General features: G+C 69.8%; 22 protein-coding genes and 2 pseudogenes. 7 read left to right on the top strand and 17 right to left on the bottom strand.

Annotated features, from left to right (window positions below; genetic code table 11):
* The first annotated feature begins 1 nt into the window (after window position 1).
* Window positions 2-376, top strand: a complete 375-nt coding sequence (locus OHU89_RS51855; RefSeq protein ID WP_405653977.1) for a hypothetical protein — start codon at window positions 2-4, stop codon at window positions 374-376.
* 100 nt (window positions 377-476) lie between these two features.
* Window positions 477-968: pseudogene (locus OHU89_RS51860) on the top strand (DUF262 domain-containing protein); the annotation flags it as partial.
* A 333-nt stretch (window positions 969-1,301) separates the two neighbouring features.
* Here the strand turns inward: OHU89_RS51860 and OHU89_RS51865 are convergent.
* Both OHU89_RS51865 and OHU89_RS51870 read right to left on the bottom strand, forming a co-directional pair.
* Window positions 1,302-2,774: an APC family permease gene (locus OHU89_RS51865; protein WP_405653979.1), complete on the bottom strand. Its 1,473-nt coding sequence runs from the start codon at window positions 2,772-2,774 to the stop codon at window positions 1,302-1,304.
* 70 nt (window positions 2,775-2,844) lie between these two features.
* Window positions 2,845-3,579 carry a FadR/GntR family transcriptional regulator gene (locus tag OHU89_RS51870; RefSeq protein WP_307020548.1) on the bottom strand — a complete coding sequence of 245 codons (735 nt, stop codon included), beginning with the start codon at window positions 3,577-3,579 and terminating at the stop codon, window positions 2,845-2,847.
* A gap of 241 nt (window positions 3,580-3,820) precedes the next feature.
* Here OHU89_RS51870 and OHU89_RS51875 point away from each other — a divergent pair, with 241 nt between their 5' ends.
* Both OHU89_RS51875 and OHU89_RS51880 read left to right on the top strand, forming a co-directional pair.
* Window positions 3,821-5,260, top strand: coding sequence for an amino acid permease (locus tag OHU89_RS51875; protein WP_405653982.1), 1,440 nt, complete (start codon window positions 3,821-3,823; stop codon window positions 5,258-5,260).
* Between the two features lie 395 nt (window positions 5,261-5,655).
* On the top strand, window positions 5,656-6,831 hold the full coding sequence (locus OHU89_RS51880; protein WP_405653984.1) for a DUF4259 domain-containing protein: 1,176 nt from the start codon (window positions 5,656-5,658) through the stop codon (window positions 6,829-6,831).
* Window positions 6,832-7,325: 494 nt separating this feature from the next.
* On the opposite strand, the gene OHU89_RS51885 is transcribed toward OHU89_RS51880, so the two are convergent.
* The 3 genes from OHU89_RS51885 to tnpA all read right to left on the bottom strand — a co-directional run bounded on the left by OHU89_RS51885 (window position 7,326) and on the right by tnpA (window position 12,143).
* Complete coding sequence (locus tag OHU89_RS51885; RefSeq protein ID WP_405655069.1) at window positions 7,326-9,455, bottom strand: heavy metal translocating P-type ATPase; 2,130 nt, start codon at window positions 9,453-9,455, stop codon at window positions 7,326-7,328.
* A gap of 410 nt (window positions 9,456-9,865) precedes the next feature.
* On the bottom strand, window positions 9,866-11,479 hold the full coding sequence (locus tag OHU89_RS51890) for an IS1634 family transposase (RefSeq protein WP_405638699.1): 1,614 nt from the start codon (window positions 11,477-11,479) through the stop codon (window positions 9,866-9,868).
* A gap of 235 nt (window positions 11,480-11,714) precedes the next feature.
* A complete protein-coding gene (gene tnpA, locus OHU89_RS51895; protein WP_266898953.1) occupies window positions 11,715-12,143 on the bottom strand; it encodes an IS200/IS605 family transposase in 429 nt (142 codons plus the stop codon).
* Window positions 12,144-12,154: 11 nt separating this feature from the next.
* Between tnpA and OHU89_RS51900 the strand changes: the two genes are divergently transcribed.
* Both OHU89_RS51900 and OHU89_RS51905 read left to right on the top strand, forming a co-directional pair.
* On the top strand, window positions 12,155-13,324 hold the full coding sequence (locus tag OHU89_RS51900) for an RNA-guided endonuclease InsQ/TnpB family protein (protein WP_405655071.1): 1,170 nt from the start codon (window positions 12,155-12,157) through the stop codon (window positions 13,322-13,324).
* A 235-nt stretch (window positions 13,325-13,559) separates the two neighbouring features.
* Window positions 13,560-14,078, top strand: coding sequence for a DUF2231 domain-containing protein (locus OHU89_RS51905; protein ID WP_405653986.1), 519 nt, complete (start codon window positions 13,560-13,562; stop codon window positions 14,076-14,078).
* 86 nt (window positions 14,079-14,164) lie between these two features.
* Here the strand turns inward: OHU89_RS51905 and OHU89_RS51910 are convergent, their stop codons facing one another.
* From OHU89_RS51910 to OHU89_RS51965, 12 genes and pseudogenes are all read right to left on the bottom strand, one after another.
* The gene (locus OHU89_RS51910; protein ID WP_405653988.1) at window positions 14,165-14,377 is read right to left on the bottom strand and encodes a ferredoxin; all 213 of its coding nucleotides are present in this window, start codon (window positions 14,375-14,377) and stop codon (window positions 14,165-14,167) included.
* The gene (locus OHU89_RS51915) at window positions 14,374-15,717 is read right to left on the bottom strand and encodes an NADH-ubiquinone oxidoreductase-F iron-sulfur binding region domain-containing protein (protein ID WP_405653991.1); all 1,344 of its coding nucleotides are present in this window, start codon (window positions 15,715-15,717) and stop codon (window positions 14,374-14,376) included. Before OHU89_RS51915 ends, OHU89_RS51910 begins: the two co-directional genes overlap by 4 nt.
* Window positions 15,714-16,400 (bottom strand): ferric reductase-like transmembrane domain-containing protein, encoded by a 687-nt coding sequence (locus OHU89_RS51920; RefSeq protein WP_405653992.1) that lies wholly within the window; start codon window positions 16,398-16,400, stop codon window positions 15,714-15,716. The genes OHU89_RS51915 and OHU89_RS51920 overlap by 4 nt, the downstream gene beginning before the upstream one ends.
* On the bottom strand, window positions 16,397-17,386 hold the full coding sequence (locus tag OHU89_RS51925; protein WP_405653994.1) for an FAD:protein FMN transferase: 990 nt from the start codon (window positions 17,384-17,386) through the stop codon (window positions 16,397-16,399). The genes OHU89_RS51920 and OHU89_RS51925 overlap by 4 nt, the downstream gene beginning before the upstream one ends.
* Window positions 17,383-17,799 (bottom strand): hypothetical protein, encoded by a 417-nt coding sequence (locus OHU89_RS51930; RefSeq protein ID WP_405653996.1) that lies wholly within the window; start codon window positions 17,797-17,799, stop codon window positions 17,383-17,385. Before OHU89_RS51930 ends, OHU89_RS51925 begins: the two co-directional genes overlap by 4 nt.
* A 78-nt stretch (window positions 17,800-17,877) precedes the next feature.
* On the bottom strand, window positions 17,878-19,278 hold the full coding sequence (locus OHU89_RS51935) for a HAMP domain-containing sensor histidine kinase (protein ID WP_361495562.1): 1,401 nt from the start codon (window positions 19,276-19,278) through the stop codon (window positions 17,878-17,880).
* A complete protein-coding gene (locus OHU89_RS51940) occupies window positions 19,275-19,979 on the bottom strand; it encodes a response regulator transcription factor (protein WP_361495564.1) in 705 nt (234 codons plus the stop codon). The genes OHU89_RS51935 and OHU89_RS51940 overlap by 4 nt, the downstream gene beginning before the upstream one ends.
* Before the next feature lie 1,034 nt (window positions 19,980-21,013).
* A pseudogene (locus tag OHU89_RS51945) lies at window positions 21,014-21,550 on the bottom strand (GNAT family N-acetyltransferase); the annotation flags it as partial.
* Window positions 21,547-22,602 (bottom strand): hypothetical protein, encoded by a 1,056-nt coding sequence (locus OHU89_RS51950; protein WP_405653998.1) that lies wholly within the window; start codon window positions 22,600-22,602, stop codon window positions 21,547-21,549. The gene OHU89_RS51950 and the pseudogene OHU89_RS51945, both read right to left, overlap by 4 nt.
* Before the next feature lie 322 nt (window positions 22,603-22,924).
* On the bottom strand, window positions 22,925-23,413 hold the full coding sequence (locus tag OHU89_RS51955) for a helix-turn-helix domain-containing protein (protein WP_405653999.1): 489 nt from the start codon (window positions 23,411-23,413) through the stop codon (window positions 22,925-22,927).
* A 300-nt stretch (window positions 23,414-23,713) separates the two neighbouring features.
* Window positions 23,714-24,559, bottom strand: coding sequence for an IS5 family transposase (locus OHU89_RS51960; RefSeq protein ID WP_405655073.1), 846 nt, complete (start codon window positions 24,557-24,559; stop codon window positions 23,714-23,716).
* Window positions 24,560-25,454: 895 nt separating this feature from the next.
* A complete protein-coding gene (locus OHU89_RS51965) occupies window positions 25,455-25,847 on the bottom strand; it encodes a hypothetical protein (protein WP_405654001.1) in 393 nt (130 codons plus the stop codon).
* Window positions 25,848-26,012: 165 nt separating this feature from the next.
* Between OHU89_RS51965 and OHU89_RS51970 the strand changes: the two genes are divergently transcribed.
* The gene (locus tag OHU89_RS51970; protein WP_405654003.1) at window positions 26,013-26,489 is read left to right on the top strand and encodes a hypothetical protein; all 477 of its coding nucleotides are present in this window, start codon (window positions 26,013-26,015) and stop codon (window positions 26,487-26,489) included.
* Window positions 26,490-26,519: the final 30 nt, after the last annotated feature.

Genomic DNA, 26,519 nt, shown 5'->3' on the forward strand with positions numbered 1-26,519 from the left:
CATGGCGAAGGACGTCACCAACTACACCAGCGTGACCGGCAACGAGAACAAGGTGGCCACCGGAGCCGCGGGCGGAGATCTGAGGCTGGACGCGACGTTCGCGGACTCGCCCGAGGGTGCGGCGAAACTCAAGGCCGCCCAGGCGCGGGTCGCCGAGCTCCGCAAGGCGCTGGAACATCATGGCGGTGAGGTCGGTGACATCGACGGCTGCAACGAGGCCGTCGCCCTGATCGACGAGGAACTGGGCAGTGCCGAGCCGAGGCAGCGGTCCCTGAAGGTGGCCCTGGGCGCCCTGGTCGCGGCGATCGGTACGGCTGCACAGGTGCTCCTCGCCGCCGAGTCTCTGCGGGGGGCGATCAACACGCTGTTCACGTGACCGGTCGGTAGGGTTGCGCCGTGGACCACGGTGACGATCTCTGGCTGTCCTTGTTCGCCGAGCCCCCGTCGAGCTCGGTGCCAACGGTCGCTCCACGGGCGTGGAGCTGGAGCTGCCCGAGGATGAGACGGACCGGGTCTCGACACCGCCGCCGTTCGAACCGGAGAACGTCGGCATCGAGACCCACAGCCTCCCCCTCGACCAGCTGCTCACCCGGCTACGGGAGTCCACGATCGATCTGGCGCCGGACTTCCACCGCCGGGCGGGTATCTGGAGCGACCTCCAGCAGAGCAGGCTGATCGAGTCGCTGCTGCTGCGTATCCCCGTCTCGTCCTTCTTCATGGCCCAGCAGGAGGACGACACCTGGTCGGTGGTCGACGGCATCCAGCGGCTCACCGCGATCGCCCGGTTCATGGCGCTGGACACGGTGGGCATGCGGCCGCTGAGGCTGGGCGGGCTCGACTATCTCCAGCAGTTCCACGGCATGGGTCACCAGGACCTTCCGGGACGGCTGCGCATCCGGCTGCGCGAGACCCAGGTCGACGTGCACATTGTCCGGCACGGCACCCCGGAAGCCGTGAAGTACAACGTCTTCTCCCGCGTCAACACGGGTGGGCCGCCGCTGTCCCGGCAGGAGATCCGGCACGCCATGATTCCCGGCCCGGTCCGGGACTTCCTCGCCGACCTCGCCGAGGACTCGACGTTCGGTGAGGCGACCGACTGGAGCGTTTCGAACGAGCGGATGGCCGATCGGGAGATGGTCCTGCGGTTCCTGGCCTTCCGGCTGTCGCCGCCGGCCGAGTACCGGGAGCAGGACTTCGACCAGTTCCTCGCCGACGCCATGGCACGCAGGAGGCCGTGGTCGTCAACCTGCCGAGCCTGTACGTGCTTCGGTCCGGGCAGGAGTAGCCCCCCGTCGTCCGATCTACTCCGCGTCGGCGACGACCGAGCCCACCCGCTCGGCCAGGCCGGGGTCACGGCGGACCAGGAGCGTCGCGTAGCCGACGGCTGCGAGCAGGGTGGCCAGGGCCGCGTACGGGAACCAGCTGTAGGGGGCGGGCTGGCCGGGCTTGGCGAGGTAGTAGAGCGGGACCAGGATGGCGAGGACGCCGATCGCGGGCAGTACGAGGTGGCGGACGGTCCGGAACTCCTGCGGGCGGTATCTGCGGTAGTACAGCGGCAGGGCGATGTTGGACGCGAGATAGACCAGCAGGATCAGAATGGCGCCCAGGCTCGACGACTCCGTGAAGAAGACCACCGGGTTCATCGAACCGCCGTCGGACCCGAGCAGATGGCCCAGGCCCCAGCCTCCGATGATCAGCAGCGCGGTGACCGCGAAGGTGATGATCGCGTTGTTCGGCGTACGGCGCGTGGGGTGGACGTAGCCGAAGAAGGACGGCAGCAGTCCCTCGCGTCCGGCGTTGAACACCAGGCGGGCCTGGGAGTTGATGCCCGCGATCAGCACGCCGAGGGTGGAGGTCAGGCCGCCGACGTAGGCGAGGAGCGCCAGCGAGCCGAGGGTGTGGTGGGCGACGTCGATGAAGGGGATCCGGGAGGCGCCGAGCCGCTCCACGTCGTAGCCGAAGCCGGTCACCGTGGCGTAGGAGAAGAGGATGTAGCTCACGGTCATGATCGCGACGGAGGAGAACACGGCGCGGCCGACGTTGCGCCGTGGGTTCTCCGTCTCCTCGGCGAGTGCGGCCGAGTTCTCCCAGCCGATGAACAGGTACACCGCGAGTGGGAAGCCGGCCGCCAGCCCTTTGAGGCCGTGGGTGAGGTGGTCGGGCTGGAACGGGGTGGCGGAGAGGTTGCCGCGGTGCTCGACGAGTGTCGCGACCGACACCACGACGAGCACCAGCATCTCCACGCCGAAGAAGTAGCCGGCCCACTTGGTGGAGACCACGATTCCGCGCAGCATCAGTACCACCGAAAGCCCGGTCAGCAGGAGCGTCCAGATGATCCACGGCAGGTCCACGCCCGTGTAGTGGTACAGGGTGATCTGCACGAAGCCGCCCGAGATCGCGATCACCGAGGCCATCGCGATGATGTAGCCGAGTCCGGCCAGCAGGGCCGTGGTCACCGCGCTGACCGGCCCGAACGTCCGGCCGACGAACGTGGTGAAGCTGCCCGCCGAGGGGTGCGCCCGGGAGAACTCGGCCAGCGTGTTGCCGAGCAGCGCGACCGCCACCCCCGCCGCCACGATGGTCAGCGGCGATGCGACCCCCGCGGTGGTGGCCAGGAAGGCGAAGCCGAAGAAGAAGCTCATCGCCGGGCCGACGTTGGCCATCGTGGCGGCGGCGATGTCCGCCATGCCGAGGACGCCGCCGCGCAGCCGCTGGGGCGCGTCGGCCACGGGGCCCGACATCGACGACGGGCCGACAGCTCCGGGGTCCGGCATGGCGACAGCTCCTTCTGCGGGGTGGCGACACAGGGAAGGGAGAGGGCGGGCGAGGGAGGGAGAGAGGGGATCAGTTCAGGCCGGCGTGCCGGTGTGCCTTCACCGCGTGTACCGCCGGGTCCATCGCGCCGCGGGTGAGTTCGTCGAGCAGGTCGGCGTGGCAGCGGTTGCGGGCTCGTACGACCGCGGGGTCCGGCGCGGGCCCCAGCAGGCACTGCCGGCCGAGCAGGTCGGCCGCGAACTCACGGATCCCGGCGCCGCCGAGAGCCTCCGCGAGGTCGAGGTGGAAGCGGGTCTCCAGTTCCAGGAGCCGGGCCGCATCCTCGACCAGGTCCATCTCCTCGACCAATGCCCGCAGTCCGTCGAGCCGCCCGTCCGGGACCTCGCCCGTGCTGTGCGCCACGAGCCCGCATTCGAGCAGCAGATGGAAGGAGTCCAGCCCGGCCGCCTCGTCTGCGTCGTGCAGCACGGCGACGACCGCGTCCCAGTCGGCGGCGACGAAGGTCCCGCCCGCCCGGCCCCGACGGCGGTCGAGCAGGCCGTCCTGGCACATGGCCTCCAGCGCGCGGCGCACGGTGATCTCACTGATCCCCAGTTCCTCGGCGAGGACGCCCACGTCCGGCAACCGGTCTCCCGGCGCCACGGACCTCAGGCGGACCCGCAGGGCGATCCTGGACCGGACGAGCTCTGCTCCCGTGGGGCCCCGGCCGGCCAGAACGCGGGTGTCCCATGCCCTGCTGACCGGCGCGGACTGCGCGGGCACCGGCTGGTTGTAGGGACCGAACTTGCCCGCTGCATTCACCACGACGCCACCCTAACGCCCTGTCGAGCGTGGGCAGGGCCCACGGCGACGGCATCCGTACGGAGGGTTCTCGCGACCATGCCGCGGTGTGGTGCATGGGGGCTCCCCAGGGGGGTCGGCCGGAACACGGAGGGGTCGCACGAAAAATAGAGCAAGGTGAACAGTTAAACAAGTCTTGTTCTTTTGGATCGTACTGAACTAATTTCCAGGGGCCCTGGTCCGCACTCCCTCCATGGATGTCGAGATGACCACAACCGTCCCCGAAAGCCCTCCCACGGAACCCGAGTCCGGCCTGCAGGCCGGCCTGAAGAGCCGCCATCTGTCGATGATCGCGATCGGCGGTGTCATCGGCGCCGGCCTGTTCGTCGGCTCCGGCTCCGGCATCGCCGCTGCCGGCCCCGGCATCCTGATCTCGTACGCCCTCGTCGGCGTCCTGGTCGTCCTCGTGATGCGCATGCTCGGCGAGATGGCCGCGGCCAACCCCACCTCCGGCTCGTTCTCCGCCTACGCCGACCGCGCGCTGGGCCGGTGGGCCGGGTTCACCATCGGCTGGCTGTACTGGTTCTTCTGGGTCGTGGTGCTCGCCGTCGAGGCGACCGCCGGGGCCAAGATCCTGGCCGGCTGGATACCGGCGGTCCCGCAGTGGGGCTGGGCCCTGATCGTCATGATCGTCCTGACCGCCACCAACCTCGTCTCGGTCAGCTCCTACGGCGAGTTCGAATTCTGGTTCGCCGGCATCAAGGTCGTCGCGATCGCCGGGTTCATCGTGGTCGGCGGCCTTGCCATCTTCGGCCTGCTGCCCGGCTCGGACCACCCGGCGAGCGGCTTCTCCAACCTCACCGCGCACGGCGGCTTCCTGCCGAACGGACCCGGAGCGATCCTCACCGGCGTCCTGATGGTGGTCTTCTCCTTCATGGGCAGCGAGATCGTCACGCTGGCGGCGGGCGAGACCGCGAACCCGCGGGCCGCCGTCACCAAGGCCACCAACAGCGTGATCTGGCGGATCGCGGTGTTCTACCTGGGCTCGATCCTGATCGTGGTCTCGCTGGTGGGCTGGGACGACCCGGCCATCCTCAAGGACGGCTCGTACGTCGCCGCGCTCAGCTCCGTCGGCATCCCGCACGCCGGCGAGATCATGAACGCCATCGTGCTGACCTCGGTGCTGTCCTGTCTCAACTCCGGCCTGTACACGGCCTCCCGCATGGCCTTCTCCCTCGGCCGCCGCAGCGACGCCCCGGCGTCCTTCGGCCGGACCACGGACAGTGGCGTCCCGCGCTCGGCCATCCTTGCCTCGGTCGTCTTCGGCTTCGTCGCGGTCGCCTTCAACTACCTGTGGCCGGACACCGTCTTCCAGTTCCTGCTCAACGCCTCCGGCGCGATCGCCCTGTTCGTCTGGCTGGTGATCTGCTTCTCGCAGCTGCGGATGCGCAAGATCATCGAGCGGGAGTCACCGGAGAAGCTGGTCGTCCGGATGTGGCTCTACCCCTACCTGACCTGGGCCACCATCGCCCTCATCACCTTCGTCCTGGGCTACATGCTCACCGACACGGCCGACGGCGGCGGCCGCGACCAGGTCATCCTGTCCACCCTGGTGGCCCTGGCCGTGGTGGTCTACGCCGTGGTTCGCCAGCGCCGGGCCGTCCGGAAGGGGACGCATACGCCGGACCGCGTCAAGGTGTCGTAGGCGGACCCGCATCCGCTCCGATCCCCTCGGCGGTGGAATGAGCCTCCTCGGCCATGCCACCGCCGAGGTGTCGCTGCTGCGGAGGGCGGTGCCGGCCGATCGCGCCGAGCGGCTGCGCAAGGCATTCGCCGGGGTCGGCAGTGGGTGAGCCATCGCAGGCGGTGGCCGTGACGCTCATGTGACGCTCCGGGCCCCTGAAGGTCCGTTCAGCGAGTCGAGGAGATGCTTCTGAGCTGCGGTTCTCTCAATCTTGTTGACGCTGACGCGATTCTGATGACGCATCACATGGAGTGCGTTGCCATCCTTGAACCGGTCGCGAAGGGCTCTTGACCTGCGGTTTTGTCGGTGCGCGTTATGGGCGCTGTGGGCGTTACGGGCGATGTCTTGACGCTGAAATGACGCTCGCGACGCTCGTTCTGATAGGGCGTCAGGTCGTCGTGATGGCTGGTCAGGGCTTGTGCGGCACGGCTCTGTACGGTGCGCCGCTGAGGTGTACTCCGTCGCCCGAAGGGACAGCGACGCAAGCTTTAGATCCGTTCAAGCCCTACCTGGCGCAACGCTGGGCCGAGACCGATGGGAAGGTGACGATCCTCGACCTCTGCCGGGAGATCACCGCCCGCGGCATCCGCGGCCACTACTCCACCGTCCGCGACTGGGCCCGGCGCGGCCTGCCCCGGCCAGAAGGCTTCACCCCCGCCCCGCCACCGCCGTCGGTGCGGCAGGTTACCGGCTGGCTCACCCGGCACCCGGCCACCCTCACCGAGGAGGAGAAGCTGCACCGTAAGGTCGTGCTCGACCACTGCCCGGAGCTGGCATCCGCCGCCGAGCTGACCAGTTCGTTCGCGGAGATACTCACCACACTCAGTGGCACCCGGCTGCCCGACTGGATCACCGAGGCCACGGACGCCAACCTGCCCGGCATCAGCAGCTTCGTCGCTGGCCTGCACAGCGACTTCGACGCGGCGACCGCCGGTCTGACGACAGACTGGAACTCCGGCCCGGTCGAGGGCGCAGTCAACCGGATCAAGATGCTCAAACGCCAGAGGCGGCCGTGCCGGATTCGCTCTCCTGCGCAAGCGAGTGCTCCTCGCTTCATGACTTCTGTCAGTGGCTGCTGGAATGCTGCCTCAGTCAATGACCAGCGATACCAGGAGCCGCACATGGGAACGTGGGGAACCGGTCCATTCGACAGTGACCTTGCCGCAGACTTTGTTGATGGGCTGGAGGGACTCTCCTCTGAGCAGATCATCGATGTGCTGCACGGGGCCTTCCAGCGTGTCGCAGACTCCGGCACACGGGTGGATGGCGGAGGCGGGGTGGAAGCCGTCGCCGCTGCTGCCCTGGTCGCTGCTCAGGTTCCTGGCAGCGGGATCGTGATCGACCCTGACGACGGACCGAAAGAGCCGCTACCTCAACTGCCAGTACCCCTACGTGCACTGGCCCGCAGGGCCCTCCACCGTGTCACCGAAGACGGATCCGAACTAAGGCAGGGCTGGGTGGACGAGAACGACACGATCGCATGGCGCCAAGAGGTGCAGTTGATCCGCGATGCGCTGGACGCAAGCGACTGACCACAGTCACGCACAGTGGTGGCACCACGGAAATTGCGCCAGACCCGCGTTTTGGGACCACCGAGGCGCCTCGAATCGGCCCCAATCTGTGAAGATCGCCGCCAGCGAAGACGGCTTGAAAACAGTCCTACATGGCCCGACGAGCCGGTCACGGGCGGGGCCGATGCAGGTCGCCTCGGAGCGGGCTTCACATTTCGGGGCCTGCTGGAATCGCCTCGGTGGGGCCGGAAGAAGGCCCTGTCTCACTTTCGGTGGTAACGGTAAGTAGCTGCCGTGGCTGGCAGTAACACCCCCAGACCAGCATGGGTGAAGCGACCGTCGACACCATGCACGGTCCGCTCCACGGCGCGTCTGTGACTGCCTTCTTCGGAGCTCAGACCAGGCACATCGGCGATGACGCTCTGTCACCACCGAATGTGAGACAGAGCCACTCGTTTGACAGTCCCGCGCTCAGGCGCACCGGGCCGGTGCGGAAACGGCGGCCGGCCTGCGTACTACGGCGCGAGGGAGAAGTAGTTCTCTTCCTCCTGAGTGAAGTGCAGGCGCAGGACGGTGTTGAGGCCGTAGAGGCAGGAACGCAGGTCGTCGAGTTGTTCGGGGGCCAGACCGCCGTCGGTGTGGGCGAGTTGCAGGTGGGTGGCGATACGGCGGGAGAGACGTTCGATCTCGGTGTGGGCGCGGCTCATGGTGGCGGTGGCTTCGGGAGCGCCGAGGGTGGGGGCGAGTGCGGGGTAGAGCTGGTGTTCTTCGGCGTATTCGTGGGGCAGGAGCCGTTCGGTGAGCAGGTGGTGGGTTTCCTCGACGGCGGCCAGCGCCTTGGGGCCGGGGGTGTCGGAGAGGCGGTCGGCGGCGTCGCGTACGGAGTCGAGGACGTCCTGGAGGTCGTCGTGTTCGGCGGCGAAGCGGTGGATGAGGGCTTCGGCGGCGGGGGTGAGGGCCGAGTGTGCGGCCTGGTCGACGCGCAGGGCGCGCAGGGCGTTGAGGATGACGGCGACGTCGATTCCTTCCTGGAGCAGTGCGCCGGCGGCGGGCGGGAGCAGGCCGACGGCGGCTGCGGCCATGGCTGCCAGGGACATCAGCATGCCGCCAAGGGCACTTTGGACGGCGATGCGGCGGGCGCGTTGGGCGATGGTGACGGCGTCGGCGAGGCGGTCGACGCGGTCGGTCGTCAGGACGATGTCGGCGGCTTCGGAGGAGGCGGTGGAGCCGCGGGCGCCCATGGCGACGCCGATGTCTGCGGCGGCGAGGGCGGGGGCGTCGTTGACGCCGTCGCCGACCATCACGGTTACGGCGTGTTCGCGTTCGGTCCGTACGGCGGCGACCTTGTCGGCCGGGGTGAGTTCGGCGCGTACGTCGTCGAGGCCGAGGACGGTGGCGACTTCGCGGGCGGGTGCGGCGCGGTCGCCGGTGAGCATCAGCAGCCGCTCGATGCCAGCCGACCGCAGGTGGCGCACGGCGCGCGGGGCGTCGTGGCGCAGGGGGTCGCGCAGCAGGACGGCGCCGGCCGGCTGTCCGTCGAGGGTGAGCCAGGCGACTGCCGCGCCGTCGAGGAGGGCGCGGTTGTTGACCGCCTTGGCCCAGGTGGGGCGTACGGCTGTAGGGCTGAGACGGCCGATGGAGACATGGTGTCCGTCCACAGTGCCGGTGGCGCCCCGGCCGGGTTCCTCGGTGACATCTGTCGGGGCCAACAGCTTCAGCCCGCGTTCGCGGGCGGTGTCGACGATGGCCTGGGCTTGGACGTGCGGCGAGTACTGGTCGAGTGAGGCCGCCAGACGCAGCACCTCCGCAGGCTTCAGACCGGGGGCGGCGGCGACGTCGAGGACGCGGGGGCGACCGCGGGTGAGGGTGCCGGTCTTGTCGAGCAGGAGGGTGCGAGCGCGGCCGAGGTTCTCCAGTGCGCCGCCGTCGCGGATGACCACACCGAGCCGGGAGGCCCGGGACAGGCCGGAGACGATGGCGACCGGGGCCGCCAGCAGCAGGGGGCAGGGGTGCGCGACGACCAGGACGGCGACCGCCCGGACCGCGGATCCGCTGATCAGCCAGGTCGCGCCGGCTACCGCGAGGGACAGCGGGAGGAACCAGGCCGCGTAGCGGTCGGCCAGCCGCACGACCGGTGCGGACTCGGCGCCGGCCTGCTGGGCCAGCCGCACGATCCCGGCGTAGGTGCTGTCCTGCTCGGTGGCGGTGGCGCGCAGTTCGAAGGCGCCGTCCGCGTTGACCACACCGCTGTGCACCCCTTCGCCCTGGACCCGCTCGACCTGGAGGGGTTCACCGGTGAGCACCGACTCGTCGAGGATGGCGACGACGCTCATCACGCGGCCGCCGACGGGCACGACTTCCCCGGGGCTGACGACGAGCAGGTCACCGACGGCAACCTCTCCCAGGGGCACCGTGGCCACACCGGAGTCGGTGCGCCGGTGTGCTGAGCGGGGGACGTGTTCCAGCAGGGCGCGCAGGTCGTGGGAGGCGCGCCGCTGGGCCGCGGCCTCCAGGGTGCGGCTGGTGGCGAGCATGAGCGCGATCAGGGCACCGGCGAGGTACTCGCCCACGGCCAGGGTGCCGCCGAGGGCGAGTACGGCGATGAGGTCCACGCCCGCGTGTCCGCGCCGCAGGGCGGCCAGCACCCATCCCACCGCGGGGACGATGGCGGACACGGTGCCCAGAGCCCAGAACAGATTGGCGAGACCGTCGGCATCCGTGAGCCAGGCGAAGCCGCCGGCCGTCAGGGCCGCCGCCGTGACTGCCAGGAGGAAGGGTTCGAGCCGTGGGGACACGACGGCGGCGGTCAGGCGGCGCGGCCTTGTTGATAGGGGGCGGAGTGGTTCATGGCGTACCTCGGTCCGTCCGGTGCGACGACCGTCGGGTCGGTCCGCTTCCATCACATCGCGGCAGCCGAGCAGGTGCCAGGGGACGAGCAGCCCTGCTCCCAGGCCGTGCGGGCAGTGGACATGTATGCCATCGCAAGGTGGCGGTCACCCGATGTTGAGACCCGATGTTCAGCATGATCTAGCCCCGGACTTCGCGGTTCACCGTTTCAGGTCTGCGGCCAGCGGGTTTGTCCGATGTCGGTGTCGAGGAGGTCGAGAAGGTGGAGTTGGACGCCGCGGGTGATCTGGACGGTGGGCGGGTCGGTGACGTTGCCGATCCGCAGGGTGAGTTCGCCGAGGTGGTAGAAGATCATGCGGCCGGTGGGGCGGACGCGGCGGTTGTCGGGGTAGAGGCCGCTCATGGTCTGCTCGGGGCCGAGTGCCCGTCTGACCTGCCGCTCGATCAGGCAGAAGACCAGCAGGGCCAGGCAGATGACCTGAATCAGGGCGGCGACGCGCCGGTTGTGCTGCACGAAGACTGGCGCGACCGCGAGCGGGCCCTTGAAGTCGTGGTATCTGCGCTCGACCGCCCCCTGGCCCTTGTAGTGGATCAGGGCCTGTCCAGCGTCCGCCTGGTCGGCGGGGACGGACGTCAGCAGTGCGTACCAGCCGTCGACAGCAGCTTCGGCCTTCAGCACGTCGGTGTCGAAGTGCCAGGCCAGGACCGGGGTGCCGTCCTCGTTATCGGTGACGGCCCAGCGCAGACAGGAGGTGACACGGCGCTTGGCGGCGATGACACCGATCCGGGCGACGATCTTCTCCCGGGTCTTGTAGTGGCGTCCGCCGGCTGCGGTGGTGAGCTTGTTCAGGTCCTGGGCGGCCTTGGCCAGGCGTCTGTCCCGGGCGGCTTGCTGGCCGGCGGCGTTCGCGGTGGAGTGGACCAGGATCCGTCGCACGGTGAGGTGAGGATCGCTCTTGCGCGGCCCGGTCAGGGTGTGGGTGTCCTCCAGCACGCGGTAGGTCTCACGCCGCTCGGTGGGCTTGCCCGCCTCCCGGTCCGGCGTCCAGTCCACGACGGTGGCCTGCGCGAGATCCAGAGCGGCATAGACCTCGTCCTTGACCTGCACGGCCGGGGCCGGGGCGATGAACTCAACCCCGGCCGCCAGCAGGGCACCGACGTTGGAGTAGGACACCAGCTTGGAGTCGGCGACCATCAGGAAGCCGCGCTCACCGGCCATGGCCCGCAGGTCCTTCATCGCGCCGACGACCTGGCTGACCTCGGCCGCACCACCGCCGAAGACCCGGGCATGGAGCGGGATGCCGCCGTCGGCCGACACCGCGAGTCCGGCCTGGACCTGCTTCAGATCGAAGCGCCGGTCCTTGGGATGCCCGTAGCCGATGACGGGGAAGTCCTCGTCCTGACCCTCAACCGGGAAGGCCCCGTGCACGGACATGCTGGTCATGTCCCAGTGCATCCGGGCCACATCGATCCCGAACTCACCGATCGCCCGTGCCCCGACCGTGCCCGCGATGTGCTCCAGGTGCGGAGCGATCGCATCCAGCGCCCGGGCCAGACGATCATCGTTGAGCAGACCGGGCTCGATCCCGAAGACCTCTTCCACCGCCCAGCACCTGGCCCAGTCCTCCACCCGCACCAGCGGCGCGGGCGAAGTCAGCCGGTTGGCCACCAACGCCTCGATCACCTGCCCGTGCGTCACCAGCGCACTCGCGCCACCAGGACATACCTCGTCGACGATCCCGGCGACATCCAGCCGGCGCAGAAACTCGGCAGCGACAGGCAGAGCGCCCAGACGCTTCTCCACCACGGACGTCACCGCCACTTCAAGACGCTGACGCTGACGGACAGACCGTGGCCGCGGGGACCGGGAAGTCATCGACACACCCGGCCTAACGCCGCCACCCCGGCCCGGGACACCCCCGGGCCGGTCACACCATACGAATCAGCGACCCGCGAAATACGGGACTAGCGAGGAACCCCGGGCGTTCACGCCCGGGAGGAATCGCTTCTCTCGGCTGCTCTGACCCGCGCGGGCGCACGGGTCTGCACTGTTGACCTCAGTCAGGACGCTTCTGGTTCGCGATGTACTCCTTCACCAGGGCGAGCGGTGCGCCGCCGCATGATGCGGCGAAGTAGGACGGAGACCAGAAGTGCTCGCCCCACAGGTACCGGCGGATGTGGCCGGGGAACTCCTGGCGCAAGCGGCGGGCGGAGACGCCCTTGAGGCTGCCGACGAGTCGGGAGATGGCGACCTTCGGTGGGTAATGCACCAGCAGGTGTACGTGATCGCGCTCGCCGTTGAACTCGCGCAGGTCCGCGCCGAAGTCCGCGCACACATCCCGCATGACCTCTTCGCAGCGCTTGAGGATGTCGTCGGTGAACGGTCCGCGCCGGTACTTGGGGGTGAAGACCAAGTGCGCATGAAGGGTGTAGACGACGCTACGGCCCCTGCGGATATCGGGGTTTGGTTCCCATCGAGGTGACATAGAGCAATGCTATATTCGTTCCCGTGAAGATCGTCGTGCAGGTGAAACTCGTGCCGGATGCCATCCAGGCGTCGGTACTCGAGTCGACCCTGCGCACGGTCAACGACGCCGCGAACTGGGTGTCGGAGGTGGCGTTCGAGCACGGTGTTCCGCGTGAGTACGAGTTGCGCAAGCACACCTACGCCGAACTCAAGGCCCGGGGCTTCGGGGCGCAGGCCGCGCAGCACACCATCAAGAAGGTGCGCGACGCCTACACCACACTCAAGGCCAACGTTCGGGCCGGGAATCTTGGGAAGGAAGGCTCCAAGCGCCGCCGTAAGGCGGAGTCCAAGCCGATCGTCTTCCGGCCCGAGGCCGCCCAGGCGTACGACGACCGGTGCCTTTCCTGGCAGTACGACCAGCAGACCGTGTCCATCTGGACCACTTCCGGACGGCTCAAGAGCGTCCGCTTTGTCTGCTCCGCCGACGCGCTCAAGACGCTCCGGGCGCACCGGCAGGGAGAGTCCGACCTCATCGAGCGTGACGGCGTCTTCTACCTGATCGCCACCTGCGAGGTACCCGAGGCCGAGCAGTACGGGCCGGACGGCTTCATCGGCGTGGACCTCGGCATCGCCAACATCGCCACCACGTCCACCGGCTACCTCGCCGCCGGGCGGGGGCTGGGCAGGTACCGCAAGCGACAGCTTGTCCTGCGTGCCAAGCTCCAGAAGAAGCGCACCAAGAGCGCCCAGCGGCGACTCAAGGCCCGTGCCCGCAAAGAGGCGCGGCACGTCGCCAACCAGAACCACATCATCTCCAAGACGATCGTGACCGAGGCTGAACGCACCGGGCGCGGCCTGTCCCTCGAAGAACTCAAGGGCATCCGCTCCCGGGTACGGCTCCGCAAGCCCCAACGGGTCGCACTCCACTCCTGGGCGTTCGCCCAGCTCGCAGACTTCATCGTCTACAAGGCCAAGCGGGCAGGCGTGCCCCTGGTCTTCGTCGATCCCGCGTACACGTCGCAGACATGCGCCGAGTGCGGCCACGTCGACAAACGCAACCGTGTCGACCAGGGGCTTTTCATCTGCCGGGGGTGCGGGGTCGTTGTCCACGCCGACCGGAATGCTTCCCACAACATCGCCACCCGTGGCGAGAGCGTGTGGAACGCGGGGCGTGAGTCACGCGTCCCTGCCACCCGATAGGGGTGTCTGGACGGAGGAGTCCAACCCGGCAGCCAGCCGGGCACTACCTCCAAGCCCGGTCCTTCAGGGCCGGGTCAAGTTGACGCCCATGCGGTTGCCCGATGTGGAGGCTCATGACTGGGCAGGCGGCGACGGCTCGGCCGACGTGGGCGCTCAGAAGAAGCTGAGAGCTTCCTGTGCCAGGCTGGCGCGCCTTCGACACATCGTGTGTGCCCAACCTTCTGGAGGATCTCCCATGGGCCTGATCAACGGCCTGCCCGCGCACGTCTTGCTCGTGCACTTCGTCGTCGTGCTCGTTCCGCTGACCGCGCTGGCACTCGCGGTCTGCGCGATCTGGCCGAGCGCGGCACAGCGCATGGGCATCGTGCTGCCGCTGCTGGCCCTGGTCACGCTGGTGAGCGTTCCGTTGGCCACGGAGGCCGGGGAGTGGCTGGAGGAACACGTCGGCAGCGACGCGCTGGTGCGCCGGCACGCCGCCCTCGGCGACGGACTGCTTCCCTGGGTCGGGGGCCTGTTCGTTCTGGCGGTCTTCGTCTGGTGGGCGGCCCGCCGCACCGCCGCGTCCAGGTCCGGCACCTCGCGCGGCACACGCCGGTCCGCGGCGCCAGTGCGTGTCGCGGTTGCGGTTCTGTCGCTCGTGGTGGCCGTGGGAGCCGCTGTGGACGTCTACCGCATCGGCGATTCGGGGGCGAAGGCCGCGTGGCACGACGGCTTCTCCAAGACGGCCTCGGGCGGCGACGCGGACGATGGCTGACCCGCGGCGTGCTCACCCCGACGGTCGGGGCGAGCGGGTGCTGGTGACAACGCTCACCCGGCGTGTGCCCCGGGACGCTGTGCGCGTCACGCGGGACCGTCGTCGGCGTGGAGGGCCAGGCGGGGGCAGGCGGCGACGGCCCGGCGCGTGTGGGTGCGCAGATGGTCGGGGACGGCTCGGTCCTTGATGACGGGGTAGCCCCATTCGTCGAGGCCGATCAGCTCGGGGAGCAGTTCGGCGCACAGGCCCTGGCCCGTGCAGGCGATGCGGTCGATGCGCAGGCTTCTGGCGTGGCTCATCGCCATGTCTCCGGGGGTTTGGCGGGCGGCACGGGGACCCGGGCTGGTCGGCGGGCGGCGGCGCAGGCACCGCGGGTGAGGTGCTGATCGACGTCGTCGGCGAAAGCGTGCAGCGCAGAGGCGGCGAGGCGGGCGGCGCCGTCGGGGTGGCGGCAGGCGCCCCGGTCCGGCAGCAGACCGATCCTCCGGTGCAGACGGGGCAGCAGGTCGGGGTCGGCCCGTCCGGCGGCCAGCGCGGCGAAGTCGTCGGCGACGGCGGGCAGTCCGAAGCGGCAGGGACCGCACTGGCGGGCGCCGTGGGCGGCGAGGTAAGCGAGGATGCGCGCTGTCTCGCTCAGCCCGCAGGCCGAGCGGGCAAGGGCGACCAGCACGCCCGCCCCGGGGGCAGCGCCCAGCGAGGCCAGGTCGCGCCGGGTGAGGGGGGTGTCCAGGTATTCCGTGGGGAGCCAGGTGCCGGCGAAGCCGCCGAGCAGGACCGCCCGCAGAGGCTGCGTGGGACCTCCGGCGCAATCGAGGATCGTGGCAAGGGGAGTGCCGAGCGCGACCTCCTGGACGCCCGGGGTGGCGACGGCGCCGGAGACGGTCACCAGATGGGTGCCGGGCTCGTCCGGGGTTCCCGTGCGGCGGAACCAGTCGGGGCCGTGGCGGGCGATGAGGGCGACGTGGGCGAGGGTCTCGGCGTTGTGCACGAGGGTGGGGCGGCGGGCGACGCCGCGTTCGTGAGCGCGTGGCGGGCTGCCCTGCGGGCGGGCCGGGCCGCCGTTGAGCCAGCGCACCAGCGAGGTCGACTCACTGGAGACGTAGGTGTGCGGAAGGGCGTGCAGGCGCAGCCGCACCGAGTCGAGGCGGGCGTGTCGTCGTTCGTCCAGGGCCTCGCTCAGCTGCCGGTACTGGGCGGTCCGGGTGCGCGGCAGGCACACGTGGACGGTGCCAGCGCCGACTGCGAGCGCGGCCAGGACGGCACCGTCGAGGACGAGGTGGGGCGCGACGCCGAGCAAAAACTGGTCCTTGCGGCTGGCAGGTTCGCTCTCCATGGCATTGACGACGACCACGGCGCGGCCACGGCGTTCCGCGACGGCGCGCAGCTTGCTGGCGGTGGGGAATCCGGCGCCGCCGCGTCCCGTGAGCCCGGCCGACTCGACGGCCTCCACCAGCGGCATCGGCGTCCGGCTGCCGAGAGCCGTGGCGACAGGAGGCTGCCCGTGGCGCCGGAGGTGGTCGGTGAGGTCGGCCGGTCGCCTGGTGGCGTGCCATCCGGCCAGCAGTCGGGCGGCGGTGGATTCGCCCGGCTCGGCCGTGTGTTCGTGGGGTGCGGAGGGCATCGCAGTCGAGGAGTTCATCGTCGGCCTCCGAGGAGGATCACCGTCGTGGCGGCACGCTGGGCCCAGCCCGGCTGCAGCGGCCCCGTGGCAAGGAACGCGGTCAGCACCACCGGCATGGCGGTCGCGCCCAGGGCGGCCATCAGGCGTCCGATGACCCGTCCGGGACCGGCCTTCGCCAGTCGCCACCACACAGCACCGACCACCGACACCAGGCAGGCGGCATACAGCCACAGCTGGAGGGGGAGCCGGGTGTCGGTACCGGACCCGGCGCTGTGGAAGACAGCGAGCGGCCAGGCGGCGTAGGCCAGCCAGTGCACAGCCTTCCAGCGGCGCACCCCGAGCTGGCGCCGTAGCGCGCTGGTGACCAGCACCGCGAGCAGCAGGTCGAGCGCGGCCGTGCCCAGCCCGAGCCAGAGCGGCCGGTAGGACGCCCCGAACGGCACCACGGACACCGCCCAGCTCAGGTGCACGAACGGATCGAGCACCGCGGTCACCACGTGGACGGCGAGAAACACCAGAGTGAGCAGGGACAGGTTGCGGTGCAGCAGCCCGACCTCGAACCGGCCGATCCGTCGCGGCGCGGTGCGTCCGCCGGAGGCGATGCCGAGCACCACGGTGACGGTGAGCAGGATCAGGGCGAGGGTGCCGCCCGCCCGGCTGGCGTACCACAGGGGGCTGCCGGTCAGGGCGAGTGTCGTCATCGCGGGCCTCCGGGGGCCGTGCTCCGGGAGCCTGCAGGGGCGGGAGCGTGGGCGTCGGGCGGCCAGCCGCCCACGCGTACGACGGTGCCGTCGAGACCGGTCAGCCGGGCGGGCAGGGCGGTGGCTCGCAGCCAGTCCAGAGCCCGCTCGCCGAGCACGATCGACGCCGTGCTCACGGCATTGGCGTCCACGCAGGTGGCGGCCGCGACGGTTACCGTGCGCCACACGGGTACGGCGGGGTCTCCGGTGATCGGGTCGACGATGTGGTGCAGGACCCGTCCGCCGCGCCGCCAGGTGCGCACCCGGATGCCCGAGGTCGCCAGCGCCCCGCTGGTCACCGCCACGGCGGGACCGCCTTCCGGGACGGGCCGGGCGTGGTCGTCGGCAAGGGCGATCCGCCAGCCGCCCTCAGGTGCCGGCCCGGCGGCCGCCAGGTCACCGCCGAGACCGACCAGGACTCCGCAGCCGGTCACCGCGGCGACCTGCCGGGCGGCACGGTCAGCGGCCAGGGCCTTGGCGGTGGCGCCCAGGTCGAGGCGGGTACCCGGAGGCAGGCACAGTTGGCGGGTACGCGGGTCGAAAGCGATCCGCCGCCAGCCGGGCGCCGGTCGGGCCACGGGCACGGGGCGGGCGTCCTCGGGCGAGAGGGAGGCAAAAGTGCGGTCGTAGCCGAGCGCGATCACCGCGCTGCCCACGGTCGGGTCCACGGCGCCGCCGGTGAGACGGGCGGCACGCAGGGCGGCCTGCAGGGCTTCGGCGAAGTACTCGCTGACCGTCGTCGTGACACCCACGCGCACATTCACACGCGTGAGCTCGGAGTCGGGCCGAAATCGGCTGCAGGCGCGGTCGACGGCAGCCAGCTCGGCGCGTAGCACCGCTTCCGCGGCGGGCAGGGCGGCCGGGTCCGTGACCAGCAGGGCGGCCGTCGTGCCGAGGGCCGGGAAGACAACCTGAGAGGGAGAGAGGGCCGGGGTGTGCGTGGTCATGACGCCCCCGTCGTGGTCTGCGGCTGCTGCTGGGTCGCGGCGGGCGGCTGGGCCGGGGGCTGCGGAGCCGGTTGCGTAACGGCAGCCGCGCCCTCCTCGTCGTCATCCTCGTCATCCTCGTCATCCTCGTCGTCCTCGTGACCGTTCGGCTCCTCGCGCCCTTCGTCGTCCTTCTCCGCAGTGGCGGCAGTCGACGCCGCGGGCTTGTGGGCCGGTGTGTTCGCCGGCGCGGGGGCGGCCGAACCGCCCGGCAGCAGATGCGTGTAGACGCCGCCCAGAGCCGCCGCGCCAGCCGCAGCCGTGGCCGCGATCCACAGCGTGGTGCGGCGGCTGCGGCGCAGACCGCGGTCACGTGCGTGCGAGGAAAATGCGGGGGCGGATGTCGGCGGGAAGTCGTCGGGCGAGGGGGCCATGGCAGCGCTCCTGGATATCGGCGGCCCGGATCGGCTGCGTGCACCTCCAGGCTGTACTCACGGCACCCAGGAACTCGCTCACGTCTCCTTCAGAACCGGTAAAGATCTCGACGCCCCGCTCCGCTCGGGCCCACCCTCCCGCCACAGGGGCAGATCCAGTACGACGGTCAGCCCGCCACCGAGCGTGTCCTCCAGCCGTGCCGTACCGCCGTTGACGGTGACCAGCCGGTGCACGATGGCCAGCCCAAGGCCCGCACCCCGGGCCTGGGGGTTACCGAACCGGCGGAAGGCGACCGCCTTCGCCTCGTCCGTCATCCCGGGACCGTCGTCCCGCACGAACACCCGGACCGCGTCCCCCACCGTGCCACGGTCAAGGGTGATGCTTCCGCCTTCGGGCACAGCATCCACGGCGTTGGCGATCAGGTTGTCGAGGATCTGCTCCAGATGCCCCGCACCCAGCGCCACGGTCAATGCCGGCTCCTCGGACACGGCGGTCAGCCGGATATCGCGTTCCTCGGCGACGGGCGACCAGGCGGCCACCCGCTCGGCCACCACCTCGTCGACCCCCACTGCGGTCGGACGCGGTGTCGTCTGCTCGGCACGCGCGACCGCCAGCAGCCCGTCGACCAACCGGGACAACCGTGCGATCTCTTCCTGCGCGGCGCCCAGCTCCGCAGCGGTGTCACCCTCGGCGCCGGCGGCCAGGACGTCGAGGCGCAGCCGCAGTGCGGTCAGGGGGGTGCGCAGCTGGTGGGACACATCCGCGATCACCGCCCGGTGGCCGTGCACCAGGGCTTCCGTGCGGGCCGCCATGGTGTTGAAGGTCGCGGCCAGCCTCCGCACCTCCGGCGGACCTGGCCCGACGTCGGCCCGCTCGTCGAGGACGCCCTCACCCAGTCGCCGGGCGCTGGCGTCCAGCGTCGACAACGGACGGCTGACCCAGCGGGCCAGGCGCACGGACAGCAGAGCGGAAGCGGCCAGCCCGGCGACGCCGATCGCGGCGGACCAGCCCCAGATAGCCGCGATACGGGCATCCAACGGGCCGGCGGAGCGGGCCAGGACGACGGCTCCAGCGGGCTGGCGCACTTCTCCGGCCGGTTCCGCGGCCACAAGCCATCCCTCGTTCTCCGGTGGCTCCGGCTCGTGCCCGGCCAGCACGTCCTCCGCCAGTTCTTCCGCCTCCTCACCCTGGGCCGCCGTACAGGACGTACTGGCCACCACGCGCCCGGAGGTGTCGTACACCGCGGCGCAGTCCCCCGCCCGCGCCGCGGCATCCAGCTCCTGGCGCATGACGGTCGGCGCCTTGTTGTCGGAGAGGTGCTCCTCGGCCGCCGCGGCGATCACCCGCGTGGCAGCCCGCTGGCTGTCGCGGTAGGCGACGCGCTCGCGCGCCGTGAGCGACACCGCCAGCGGTACCACCGCCAGCACCAACAGCACGGACGTGAGGACCAGGAGCGTCCAGGTGATCCGGCGCGTCACGGATGCTCCTGCGACTCCTGGACCGTCCCGAGCCGGAAGCCCTGCCCGTAGACCGTCTCGATCAGCCCTGGCATGCCGAGCTTGCGGCGCAGCGCGGCCACGTGGACGTCCAGCACCTTCGTCGGCCCGTACCAGTGGGCATCCCACGCCCGCTCCAGGATCTGCTGCCGGGTTACCACCCGGCCCGGGTCCGCAGCCAGGCACTCCAGGATGCCGAACTCCTTCGGCGTCAGTGCCACCGCACGTCCGTCGACCGAGACCTGCCGGGTTCGCAGGTCCAGCGCCAGCGGCCCGTGCCGCAGGATCTCCGGCTCCGTAGGACGCCTGCGGCGCAGCACGGCCCGGATCCGCGCCAGCAGCTCGGCCAGCCCGAAAGGCTTGACCAGGTAGTCGTCGGCGCCCTCGTCCAGGGCAACCACCCGGTCGGCCTCCTCGCCCCGAGCGGTCACCGCGATGATCGCGGCGTCCGACCGGGCACGCAGCCGCCGGCACACCTCGACGCCGTCGATGTCCGGCAGCCCCAGATCCAGCAGGACGACGTCGGGTGTGGGCGCCGACAGCGCCGCCCGCCCGGTCCGGACACCTTCGACTCCATATCCGGCCTGCCGAAGGCCACGCACCAAGGACTCCGCGATGCCACGATCGTCCTCCACGACCAGCACGCGCGTCTCCTCAGCATCGCCCCTGGTCTGGGCGTTCATACGGACTGTCCGCCTCTCGGGTGAAAGGACCTACTGTGCTGACTCCCCCAGAGTGCGTCAGCGCCCCGTGCTGACGGTAGGGGCCAACCGTCCCCGTCGACGCGAACGGCACCCACGTCGACCAGACCGTAGGTCCCGACTGCCGACACAGCAGTGAGCGTGCGGGAGACGCCACCTCATGCACCCCGCCCCGAGCCGAATCCACTTCAACACGCTGAACTTGACAGGGAACAGGCGCCATTTCGCCCATCACCCCGATCTGGACACGACGCGGCCGCCGTGTGCGCGCCGGGCCCGAGACGTAACCAGCGCGGACCACCTCTACGTGAAGGCTGCTGCCGAGCGGCTGCTGCGCGCCCAGGCCATGTCGGGCGAGGTGGTGTGTTCGCCGCCGGGGCCGGAGTTGGCCCTGGCCGGCTCCGTGGTGTGGCTGCGGCTCGGCGACGGTTCTGGTCTGACCATCCACATGAATGCGGCTGTCCGGCCCGACCGGGACACGCAGCCGGTGGCCCGCATGGTGGTGGAGGCCAAGGTGCTGCTGGACCGGTTCACCCTGCAGCGCCTGCCGTACGTGCACCGCATCCGCTGCGACAGTCAGGACACGAGCCGCCGCGTCCTCATGGGCACCGAGACCGCCCGCGGCACCCAGTGGTTCACCGGTGACCCCTGCGCTGGACGACCTGCCAAACCGGCCCATCGCCCGACCGTCGGCCCGCGCTCACGTCGAACCGCACGATCAGCCGGCCCGGATATCACCCGAAGTCCGCCACCTCCTGCAGCGCCTGGCCACCGCACGCCAGAGCCGCGACATCACCAACACCCAAAAACTGATCAAGGAATGCGACGTTCTGCTGGGGCGTAGGACTTCTGCGCCGATGGCGTTGAAGGCGGCCCGGGACTCGGCCGAACAGTGGCTGTTGGAGCGCAGCAAGGAGGTCGTCACATGGGGTCACAAGGGCGAGCGGGTGGTCTTGACCGGCGATGTCGCGCAGCACGAGACGCAGAAGCGTGCACGTCAGGCGCAGCAGGCCACCGAGCATGCAGTCGTACAGCGGCGCTTCGTCCCAGGGGTGGGACACTCCCACTTTCCGGTATCCCCATGAGGCGTAGGCGGACTGTGCCGGTGCGGCCTCGGGTTCGGGCCGCATCGTGAGCGTGACGCGCTCGACGTCCAGGCCCGCCAGGAGTCGCGCGTGCAGTCCCGCGGCGATGCCGCGGCGCCGCCATGGTTTGCGCACGGCGAGTTCGATGATGACGAAGGTGCGTCGGCCGTCTTCCCGGGTGAAGTCGTCGGGGAGTTTGACGTCTTGGAGGTTGTGCCACCAGCGGGTGTCGGGGGAGAGGCGGTAGCCGTAGGTGAAACCGGCGACCTGGTCGCCGTCGTGAGCGAGGACCAGGCGCATGCCGGGGCGCTGGGCATGTGTCTGGTAGTGCTCGATGAACTCGGCGACGTCGCTGGGGCCTTCACGGTAGGGCGGCTCGGCGTACACCTCTTCGTAGGCGTGCAGGAACGCGTCGAGCTGCCGGGTGGCCTCGGCTGCCTCGTGCCGTACATAGGTCACCTCGCTCATCGGGCGGCTCCACTGATCTGGGCGTACTCGGTCAGGTGATCGGCGGCGTCCCGGGCACTGGTGGCGTCGACACTGCGCAGGAGGCCGGTGACTTCGTTGAGCCGTCGGGTGACGCGTGCGGATTCGACTTCCTCGAGATGCTCGAGACTCTCGACGGCCTGCGCGGCGGCCTCATCGACCTCGCCGGCCCGGACGAGGCTGCGGGACAGTGTGAGCCGGTACAGGGCGCGGTTGCGTCCGTAGGTTCGGTCCTGGTGGTCGAGGGCGGCGCGCAGGAACTGCACGGCACCGTGGTGGTGTCCGGCTTCGGTGAAATGCAACCCTTGCGCGTAGTCGAGTTCCGCGTGCCCGTGGAAGGCGGCCCAGTGCGGAGACGGGCGTCCGTGGTTACTGCGCTCGACGAGCCGCATCGACTCGACGAGGCGTTGCTTCGCACCACAGTCGTCCCCCAAGAGCGAGAGGGCCCGCGCCTCGCGTGAGGCGAGGAGGGATTGCAGCATGGGAGAGCCGTAGCGCAGGGCGCGCTCCTGAGCAGCGCGGGCGAGGTCCAGGCCCTGACGCGGGCGCCCCTCGTAGCTGGCCTGCATGCTCAGGGAGGCGAGCACCATGATGGCGAGGTTGTCGTCGCCGAGGACGGTCGCGGTGGTGAGGGCTTCACCCCAGTATCGCCGGGCGCGGCCCTGGTCGTCGGCGTCGTAGTACAGCCAGCCACAGTGCTCGGTGGTTTCCCCGGCAAGCAGCTGGAGTTGCCGGCCGACCGTCTCCGGGTAGCTCGCGGTGTTGATGATCCGCTCGACACGCTTGAGATGTCTGCGGGCCAGTGAGCGGACGTCGCCGCCGCCGTAGGCGTCATCGAGCTGGTAGAGGGAACGGAGGCCTTCGCGGAGTCCGATCAGGTGGGCGGTACCGATGGCACCCTTCAGGCCGACAGGTATGCCTTGGCGCGTCGATGCGGGCATTCCGACGGCGCTGGCGGCGCCGATCGAGTCCTCCATGAACGCCCGACGCTCCACCTCGGGACCCTTCTGTGCGAGGAGTGGTGCACGGCCCACGGTGACACCAGGTGGGCGCCTCGGGAAACCCAGTTCGATGGGTGAGGAGTGACGGCCTTTCCCGACTCGCCGGTTGACCGACCAACCTGAACCTGGGTTTCCCTCAGCCCCGCCGCCCCTCACGTTCCTGAGCGGGCCTGTAGGTTCCCAAAACTCGGCGTCACCCCGGATGTCACCGGCCGGCAGTGGCGAGTGCCGGGCAAGCCCGGCGTACGGGCCCGTGGACAGAACCCCCCGTGTCTGGCTCGACCTCTCGATCGATGCCAACGACGCACCGACCCAATGACCTGTCAGAACCTCTTCCGCCACAGCCGGACCCCCGTCAGCGGCTGTGGCTGCTCCTGGCCGGGCCACGCCGCCGGATCGTCACTTCGGTCTCTTCCAGAAGCCGCTTTATCTTGGGTCGCGACACCCCGTAGCGCGCAGAGAGACTGTCGAGTGTCGCCCCGTTGTCGTACTCCTGGGCCAGGGCGCGGATCCCTTGAGGGGTGCTGATCCGGGCGAGGGGGCTCATGGCGCCCGCGTCCTGCAACCTTCTCTTCAGAGTGGTCGCGCTGACCCCGTACTCGTCGGCCAGGACGGCTGCACTACTCTCGCCGCTTTCGTACCGGGGCACGATCTCGTCCATCGGCAGGTCCTTCCGCAGGGTGCTTCCGCCCGACGTCCGGCGCTCGTTCTGTGGGATGGCCTTGAGGATTGTCTTGTGCGTGACGCTGTACCGCTCGGCTAACTCGGTTGAGTTGAGGCCATGGGCGTAGAGGGTGCGGACCTCTCTTTCCTGTTTGGCGGTCAGAGCGCGGTGGGCTGGCATGGCGTCCTCCTGTGTGGTGTCTGTCTCCCGGAGAGCGCCGAAGGCTCCACCGTGAGGCGAATTCCGGGGTCGCTGCGACAGGTGGCGAGTTGATCAAGCCGCGAGCCGCGGGTGGGCCGGGGTTCTACTCGTACAGCCCGGCGGCCGCCCGGGTTCCCGGGCCCGGGGCAGGTGATCTGCCCTGGAGTTCTGAGAATGACTCGGAGTGACTCAACCCTGCTGGCAGCCGTTGGAGTTGGCGACCGACCCGCGCGTCGCGCCGTCGTTCTCAGAGGACGTTCCGGTTGAAGACGGGATAGTTCACGGGTTGTGCCAAGTTATGGGCGTTTCTCCGGTTGCTCGTTTCGCAAGGTTGGAGATCATCGCGAGGCGGATCATGCTCTCGGAGTGAGCGGGTTTGGTCTCGTAGTCCCGGGCGAGGCGACGGTGCATCATGATCCAACCGAAACTTCGCTCCACTACCCACCTTCGCGGAATCACGGAAAACCCTTTGACCTGGGCGTTCCTGGGGACGACGTCGACATCGATACCGAGGGCGGCGCCGTGCTCGATGGCCTGGGTCTTGTAGCCGGTGTCGACCCATGCCTTGGTGATCGTGGGGTGGTCGGCGGCGATCCGGGTGAGGAGCTGTTTGCCGGCCTCGTTGTCGGAGACGCTGGCTGCGGTCACGATGACCAGCAGTAACAGGCCGAGGGTGTCGACGACGATGCTGCGTTTGCGGCCCACGATCTTCTTGCCGGCGTCGGTGCCCTGGGTGTCGGTGGGGACGCTGGTGGCGGTCTTCACGCTCTGTGCGTCGAGAACGCAGGCGGTGGGCTCGGCGGTGCGTCCTGCCTGCTCACGGACCATTCGGTGTAGGCGGACGCCGAGTTTCTCGATGGTGCCGTCGGCGGTCCATGCGCTGAAGTAGCTGAACACGGTGGTGTGCGGCGGGAAGTCGTGCGGCAGGTAGCGCCAGGGGACGCCGGTCCGATTGAGGAAGAGGATCGCGTTCATCACTTCTCGCAGGTCAGTGACCTTGCCGCCGAGGTGGAGCGAGGTCTTCTGTCGCTCGGCCCGCCAGGCCGTCAAGGTCGGCTCGATCAACTCCCAGCGGGCGTCGGACAGATCACTCAGGTACGGCTTGCGCTGCTGCGAAGTGGCCATGGGGATACTCATGCACGGGGCTCCCGATCGGGCATATCGCTCGATCGGGCGAGGCAAAAGCCAAATTCAGGTGCTTATTCGAACCGGACAGGAGCTCTCGTTACCAACTAGGGTGAAACGCAAGATCAGGTGCGTCGCGACCGAAGAGACATACCTCCTGTTCAGCCTGTACACGCTGATTCCCGGCATGCGCCAACCGCCGTAAACCACCGCATAGATGACACGAACGTCCTCTCAGGACCGTGGCTTTCGCAGTCACCCGGCTTCGGCGCGTCCTGCAACTGCTCGATGCCACCGCGGCGCACATCTCCCCGCGCCTGGACGCCGCTGGCCGGGCCATCACCCGGAGTATCTGATTCACTCTGCTGCGGGTATTGCCCACCGTCCGGCCAGTGACGTGCCGCCGCGTTTCATGTCGCTGTTGGCGCTGGCCCGCCAGGAGTGGCCGGTGACCTTGAGGCCGCCGCGCTCGGCGTCCGTGCGCCGAGGGTCAATGGGCTGGTGGGTGAGTGAAGCGCTCTCTTGGTCGGTGGAGGCAGCGTGGGGGATGGGGCCTCCAGCCCAGTGTTGGGAGGCCGTAAGCGCGGCCTGCACAGGGCGTCGAGCGTGCGAGTGGTGTCGGCGCCTGTATCAGCGATAACTGCCGCATGGTTTCTCCAGGTCATCGTGCGTGCGCCCCCAGGTGAGGGTGGCGAGGGTGAGGGTGTGCAGGGCGGTGCGGTCTTCACCGGCCCAGCCGGTCCACAGCGGACCGAAGGCCTTGTTTTTCTTGTCGGGTGAGCGGTCGTCAGTACGTCGGCCACCGGAAACTCCTCGTGTCGTTCGGGGTGTTCGCCGTTGCCTGTCGTGTCGCAGGCGGGCGGCACGCCGTAGGGGCTGCGGGATCCGGCGGGGGTCAGTTGATGATTGGGCGGTCTCGCAGGGAGCGGCGCATCGTCAGGGATTCGTCGACGGTGGCGGAGTGTGACTGTTCGGGCTGGTTGCCGGGTACGGCGGACTCGGGCCAGGACTGCTCGGAGGGCATGAGCTCCTCGGCGGCGTGGGAGGCAGTCTTTCGGCGGGGGCCGCGGATGAAGAGGGTGACGGTGTCGGGCGCCATCGCGGCCTGGTGCACCATCAAGTGATCGAGCGCGTACGAGCTGCCGGGGCGTTCAACTGTCACGATGGCCGGCTGGAGGTCGGCGCCGGTGAACGGGCCCTGCCTGCCGTCGGTGCGGCGCCGGACTGCGTGGACGTAGCCGCCGGTCAGGATGTGTGTGGCGAACGCGTAGCAGTGAGGCTGCGCCAAGCTCGTCTCTGCAGTTCAGTGGGGCTGGTGTGATGCGCCGGTGAGGTGCTCACGCTGACAGGTGGCCTGATTGTTAGCACGAGATCGTCTGGCGTGGGCGTTCTCGCGGGTTCTGGCGTGAGGGTCGGGGGCTGCTGCGTAGGTTCCGCGTCGGGAGGAATGTTCATGACGGACGTACTGACGTGGACGATCGAGCGGCGGCTTGAGCTGGCGAAACGTGCCGAACTCCTGCGCAAGGAGCTGGGTGAACTCGAGCTGGAGGTGGCCCGGTTGGAGGCCGCCGAGGTGGTGTTCGGGCAATGGTCCGAGGCCACCGACGGTGGACGGCGACCGCCGGGCTTCGTGTCGCCGGGGCCGGAGCCGGAGCCGGTTGCTGTGACGGTGGGCCCGGGTGCGGGCGGGATGCGGGTGGTGCCCGGTCGCGTCGAGGGGATGGGGCTGGAGGCCCTGACCTCGGAGTACCGCCGGATCATGGAGATCGTGGCCGGGGCGGACGGTCCGGTGATGGCCAAGGATGTCGCCCTCGCGCTGGGCCGGGAGACGACCCCGGCGAAGATCGAGCCGGTCCGGGGCCAGCTGCGCAAACTCTCCGACCGTGGCTGGCTCGTCCGCACCGCATCGGGCCGCTACCGACCCCGCTGACCAGCGGTGTCGACGGCCGGACGGGCCGAT

This window comes from Streptomyces sp. NBC_00019, assembly GCF_045041015.1.
In the GTDB taxonomy this organism is placed as follows: Bacteria; Actinomycetota; Actinomycetes; order Streptomycetales; family Streptomycetaceae; genus Streptomyces.